General features: G+C 72.5%; 1 protein-coding gene. It reads right to left on the reverse strand.

Translation table 11 applies throughout. The features are described from left to right. Window positions 1-6,064: non-ribosomal peptide synthetase (locus tag IE274_RS38970; protein WP_190120691.1), on the reverse strand; the 6,064-nt coding region annotated here is incomplete at its 3' end. Window positions 6,065-6,084: the final 20 nt, after the last annotated feature.

Below are 6,084 nucleotides of genomic sequence, written 5' to 3' on the forward strand. Positions count from 1 at the left end.
CCACACCACGCCGGACCAACTCACCCGCCAGCCCACGCACCCGCACATCAAGCTCGGCGAACGTCAGCTCCACACCACCACACACCACCGCCACCGCATCCGGCGACAACTCCACCTGCCGCCCGAACAACTCCGGAACCGTCAACTCCGGCCCCACCACAGCCGTCTCATTGAACCCAGCCAGCGCCACCACCTCATCCGCCACCAACACATCCACCGAACCCACCAACAACCCCGGGTCGGTGACGAGTTGCTCGACGAGGTGCACGAAGCGGGCCGCGAGGTTCTCCACCGTGCCGCGGTCGAACAGATCGGTCGCGTACTCCAGGTATCCGATCACCCCGGCGTCGGGGATGTCGCCCATGTTGAAGAACAGGTCGAACTTCGCGGTCGATGTGAAGGCGGGTTCGAGCTGAACCCGCAGGTCGCGGAGTTCGAAGTCCTCGCGTGCGATGTTCTGCCAGGCGAACATCACCTGGAACAGCGGGTGGTACGCCGTGGAGCGCTCCGGATTCAGCAGCTCCACCAGACGCTCGAACGGGGCGTCCTGGTTGTCGTAGGCGCCCAGCGCCTTGGCCCGCACCCGGTCGAGGACCTGCTCGAACGACGGGTTCCCGGACAGGTCGGCGCGCAGCACCCAGGTGTTGACGAAGAAGCCGACCAGTTCGGAGAGCTTGTCGTCGGCGCGGTTGGCGATCGGGGAGCCGATCGTGATGTCCTCGCCGCCGCCGAGCCGGCCGAGCAGCACCGCCAGTGCCGACTGGAGCACCATGGACACCGTCGCGCCCCGGGACCGGGCCAGCTCCTCGACCGCGGCCATCACCCGGGGGTCCAGGCCGAACTCGACGAGGTCACCGCGGTGGCTCGCCGTCGGGGGCCGCGGCCGGTCCGTCGGCAGTTGCAGGGGCTGCGGTACGCCCGCCAGCTCCTCGCGCCAGTAACCTCCCTGCGCGGCCAGGGTGCTCGCGGGATCGTTCTCGTCGCCGAGGAGGTCCCGCTGCCACAGGGCGTAGTCCGTGTACTGCACCTCAAGCTCCCGCCACGGGGGTGCCACTCCGTCCCGGCGTGCCGCGTAGGCGGCGGCCAGGTCGCGGGCGAGCGGGGCCATCGACTCGCCGTCACCGGCGATGTGGTGGATCACCAGCAGCAGCAGGTGCTCCTGGGGGCCGCACCGCAGCACCGAGGCCCGCAGCGGAATCTCCTCGGCCAGGGCGAAGGGCTGGGTCACGCTCCGGCGCACCGCCTCGTCCGCCGCCTCCGGCGCCACGTCGGTGAGCGGAATGTCCAGCGCCAACTCGTCCGTCGGCACGATCTGCTGGAACGGGTGCCCGGTCTCGTCCTCGGCGATCAGCGTCCGCAGGCTCTCGTGCCGCCCGACGACGTCCCGGACCGCCGCGCGCAGTGCGGGCAGGTCGAGGGCGCCGGTCAGCCGCAGCAGGAACGGGATGTTGTACGTCGCCGACGGGCCCTCGAACCGGTCCACGAACCACAGTCGGCGCTGCGCGAAGGACAGCGGGACCTGTGCGGGCCGTGTCCCGGTGCGCCGCAGGAGCGGGCGGTCCGTCGTGTCGCCGGACAGCCGCCCGCTCAGCTCGACGACGGTCGGCGCGTCGAACACGAGGCGGACGCGCACCTCGGCGCCCAGCGTCGCGCGGATCCGGTTGACGAGCCGGGTGGCGAGCAGCGAATGCCCGCCCAGCGCGAAGAAGTCGTCATCGATGCCGACCCGCTCCACGCCGAGCACTTCGGCGTACAGGCGGCACAGCGCCTCTTCACTCGCGGTGCGCGGCGCCCGGTAGGCCGCGCCGGTGAACTCCGGCCGGGGCAGGGCGGCGCGGTCCAGCTTCCCGCTGGGCAGCAGCGGCAACTTGTCGAGCAGCACGAACGCGGTGGGCACCATGTACTCGGGCAGCGCCTGCGCGATGTGCGCGCGCAGCGTCGCGGTCTCGGGTACGACGCCGCGCTCCGGCACGACGTAGGCGGTGATCCGCTGGTCTCCGGGCCGGTCCTCGCGGACGAGGACGTGGGCCTGCGCCACGTCCTCGTGGCGGCTGAGGACGGCCTCGATCTCGCCGAGCTCGATCCGGAAGCCGCGGACCTTCACCTGGTTGTCGACGCGGCCGAGGTACTGGATCTCGCCGGTCTCGGTCCAGCGGACGACGTCCCCGGTGCGGTACATCCGGGCGCCGGGCGGGCCGAAGGGGTCGGGCACGAAGCGCTCCGCGCTCAGCCCGGGACGGCCCAGGTAGCCGCGGGCCAGTCCGGTGCCCGCGAGATAGAGCTCACCCGCCACCCCCGGCGGCACGGGCCGGACGTGCGCGTCGAGCACATAGGTCCGGGTGTTGTGGAGGGGGCGGCCGATGGGGGGCGCGGTGTGCGCCGGTTCGTCGGTGTACCAGGCGGCGGCGTACACGGTGGCCTCGGTGGGCCCGTAGATGTTGGCGAGGCGGGCGCCGGGGACGGCGTCGCGGATGGCGTTGAGGGTGTGCGCGGGCAGGCCTTCACCGGCCAGCACGACGAGGTCGGCCGCCAGCCGGGTCCCGCCGCCCTGGCTGATCATGTGCGAGAGGGCCGACGGCACCGCGCTGATCAGGCTGCCGCGCCAGTCCTGGCCGAGGAGCGCCAGGACGTCCTGGACGACCTCGATGCAGCCGCCGCTGAGCAGCGGGCCGAACATCTCGAAGACGGAGACGTCGAAGTTGAGGGAGGTGGCGGCCAGGACCTCGGAGAGCGCGTCGTGGCCCAGGTCGGCCACGGCCCAGGTCGCGAAGTCGACGACGTTCTGGTGCGGGATGACCACACCCTTGGGCCGGCCGGTGGAGCCGGACGTGTAGATCACGTACGCGGCGTGCGAGGGCAGCAGCGGGCGGTTCCGCTCGCTGTCCCCGGGCGCGGTGTCGGGCATGGTCCGCAGCTCGGCCCGCACCTCGGGCGAGTCGAGCAGGATCCGGTTGCCGACGGTCGCGCGCACCTGACTGGTGGTCAGAATCAGGGCCGGGGCGCCGTCCTCGACCATGAAGGCGACACGGTCGGCCGGGTAGGCCGGGTCGATGGGCAGGTAGGCCGCCCCCGACTTGAGCACCGCGAGCACGGCCACCATCATCTCGGCGTCGCGCGGCACCGAGAGCGCGACCAGGTCCTCCGGCCGTACACCGCGGGAGATCAGCAGGTGGGCGAGCCGGTTGGCGCGGGCGTCAAGCTCGGCGTAGCTGAGGACGGTGTCCCCGTGCCGGACGGCCGCCCGGTCGGGGGTGCGGGACACCTGGGCCTCGAAGAGCTCCGGAACGGTCGCCTCGGCGACCGGGCGGGCGGTGTCGTTCCACCCGGACAGCACGGTGTGGCGCTCCGCCTGCGTCAGCAGGTCCAGCGAGCCGATCGTGGCGTCCGGATCGGCCACCAGCAGGCGCAGCAGGCGGTGCAGCCGGTCCGCGATCACCTGCACCGCGTCCTCGTCGAGCACGTCGCGGTGGTACTCCAGGGACAGCCGGAGGTTCGGGTCGGCGTCGGCCGTGACGGTCAGCGGGTAGTGGGTGCCGGTGAACGGGGTGAGCCCGGTGATCGCCACCCCGGCGGCGGCGTTGGCCTCGCTGAGACCGACGTGGTCGACCGGGTAGGACTCGAAGACGACGACCGTGTCGAACAGGGTGTCCACCCCGGCGACCCGGTGGACGTCGCTCAACGGGTGGTGGTGGTGGTCGAGCAGCGCGGCCTGCCGGTCCTGCAGGTCCCTCAGCACCTCGGCGAGGGAGTCCCCGGAGGCGTAGCGCACGCGCACCGGCAGGGTGTTGATGAACATCCCCACCATCTCGTCCACGCCGGAGAGCGTGGGCGGCCGTCCCGAGACCGTGGCGCCGAAGACGACGTCCTTCCGTCCGGTCAGCTGACCGAGCAGGACCGCCCAGGCGCCCTGTACCAGCGTGTTCAGGGTGACCCCGAGGCCGGCGGCGCACGCGGACAGGAGGCGGGCGAGTTCCGGCGTCAGCGGGACCTCGGTGTTGCCGACGTCGTCGCTGTGCGACTCGGACTTCCCCGCCACCAGCAGGGTGGGCTCGTCGAGCCCTTGGAGCTCGTGCGCGAACGCCGCGGCGGCCGCCTCGCGGTCCTGCTCCGAGAGCCACTCCAGGAAGTCGCGGTACCCGCGTACGCGCGCCAGCGCCTGGCCGTCGCCGCCGGATCCGTAGAGCCGCAGCAGGTCCCGCATGATCAGCGGTATGGACCAGCCGTCGAACAGCACGTGGTGGGCGGTGAAGACCAGTTCCGAGCGGTCCGGACCGAGCGTCAGCAAGGACATCCGCAGCAGCGGCGGGGCGCTCGCGTCGAACTGGACGTCGCGGTCGTCGGCCAGGAACCGGTCGATCTCCGCCGTGTCCGCACCGCTGAGGTCGAGGTGACGCCACGGCAGGTCGACGCGCTCCGGCACGACCTGGACGAAGTCACCGGCGGCGTCCGCCACGAAGGCGGTGCGCAGGTTGGCGTACCGGTCGAGCAGGGCCTGGCCCGCCGCGCGCATCCGCGCCGGGTCGACCGCGCCCGAGAGGTGGTAGACGAACTGGATCTGATAGGCGTCGTAGGCGGACTCGTCCAGCTGCGAGTGGAAGAGCATGCCCGCCTGCAGCGGGGTCAGCGGCCAGACGTCGGCCACCCCCGGGTACTGCCGCTCCCAGGCCTCGATCTCGCTCTGCCGGACCGACACCAGGGAGACGTCCGAGGGCGTCAGGCCGCCCGCGCCGGGCTCGGCCGCGTGCCGGGCCAGGCCGTCCAGGGCGTTCACCCAGAGGTCGGCCAGCTCCTGCACCTCGTCCCGGGTGAGGACGCCCTCGGGGAAGTCGAGGCGGGCGCCGAAGCGCGGCCCCTGCTCGGTGTCGGTGACGTGCGCGCTCACGGTCAGGGCCGAGAGGGCCGGCATGTCGGCGTCCGGCTCGGCGACCAGGCCCGCGGTGCCCGGCGCCTGGGTGAAGCCCAGGCCGCGCAGGTGTTCCGGCATGTCCGTCGTGGCCGAGTAGCGGCCCAGGTAGTTGAAGGAGATCTGGCCGGTGTCGTGCCGGCGGAGGACCTCCGCGGTGTCCGGGTTGAGGTAGCGCAGCAGGCCGTAGCCGATGCCCTTGTCCGGGATGGCGTGCAGTTGCTCCTTGACCGCCTTGACGGCCGTACCGGCCGCCGTGCCGCCGTCGAGCGCGTCCTCCAGGTCGACCCCGGCGACGTCGAGGCGTACGGGGAACATGCTGGTGAACCAGCCCACCGTGCGCGACAGGTCCGCACCCGGGGCCGCGGTCTCCTCGCGGCCGTGGCCCTCCAGGCGCACCAGCAGCGAGGACTCGTCGATGCCGCGCGTCTTGCGCCAGGTGGCGACGGCCAGGGCGAGGGCGGTGAGCAGGCCGTCGTTGACGCCGCCGTGGAAGGCCGCGGGCAGGGTGGTCAGGAGCGACGTGGTGGTGGCGACCGGCAGTTCCATGTGGACGTAGCGGACCGTGGACATCACGTCGGTGGCGGGGTCGAGCGGGCGGGAGCCGAGCACCGGGTCCGGCCCTTCCACCTGGGAGCGCCACAGCGGCAGTTCCGCCACGCGCCCCGCAGCGGACGCCTCCTCGGCCAGGGCGTGCGACCAGCGCCGCACGGAAGTCCCCACCTCCGCGAGGACCGGAGTCTTGCCCGCCCGCACCTGCTCCCAGGCCGCAGCGAGATCAGGCAGCAGGATGCGCCAGGAGACACCGTCGATCACCAGGTGGTGCAGCACCACCATCAGTCGACCCGCGTGCCCGGCGCCCGCGTCGAACCACACGAACTGCGCCATGGTCCCGGCCGCGGCGTCCAGCCGGTCCGCGGCCTCGTTCAGCTCCGCGGCAGCCTGCTCCGGCCAGTTCGCGTCGTCCCAGCGGCCGTCGCACGCGACGCGGTGCAGGAGGGCGCCGACGTCGACCGTGCCGGGCTCCGCGACCTCCAGGCCCGACGGGGTGCCGGACAGCAGTCGGGAGCGGAGCATGTCGTGGCGGTCGACGACCGCACCCAGCGTGGCGACCAGCCCGGTCTCATCGATGCCCTGCGGCAGGTCCACCACCGTCGACATCGTGAACCGGTCGATACCCC

Origin of the sequence: Streptomyces flavofungini, assembly GCF_014650815.1 — a bacterium.
Lineage (GTDB): Bacteria > Actinomycetota > Actinomycetes > Streptomycetales > Streptomycetaceae > Streptomyces > Streptomyces flavofungini.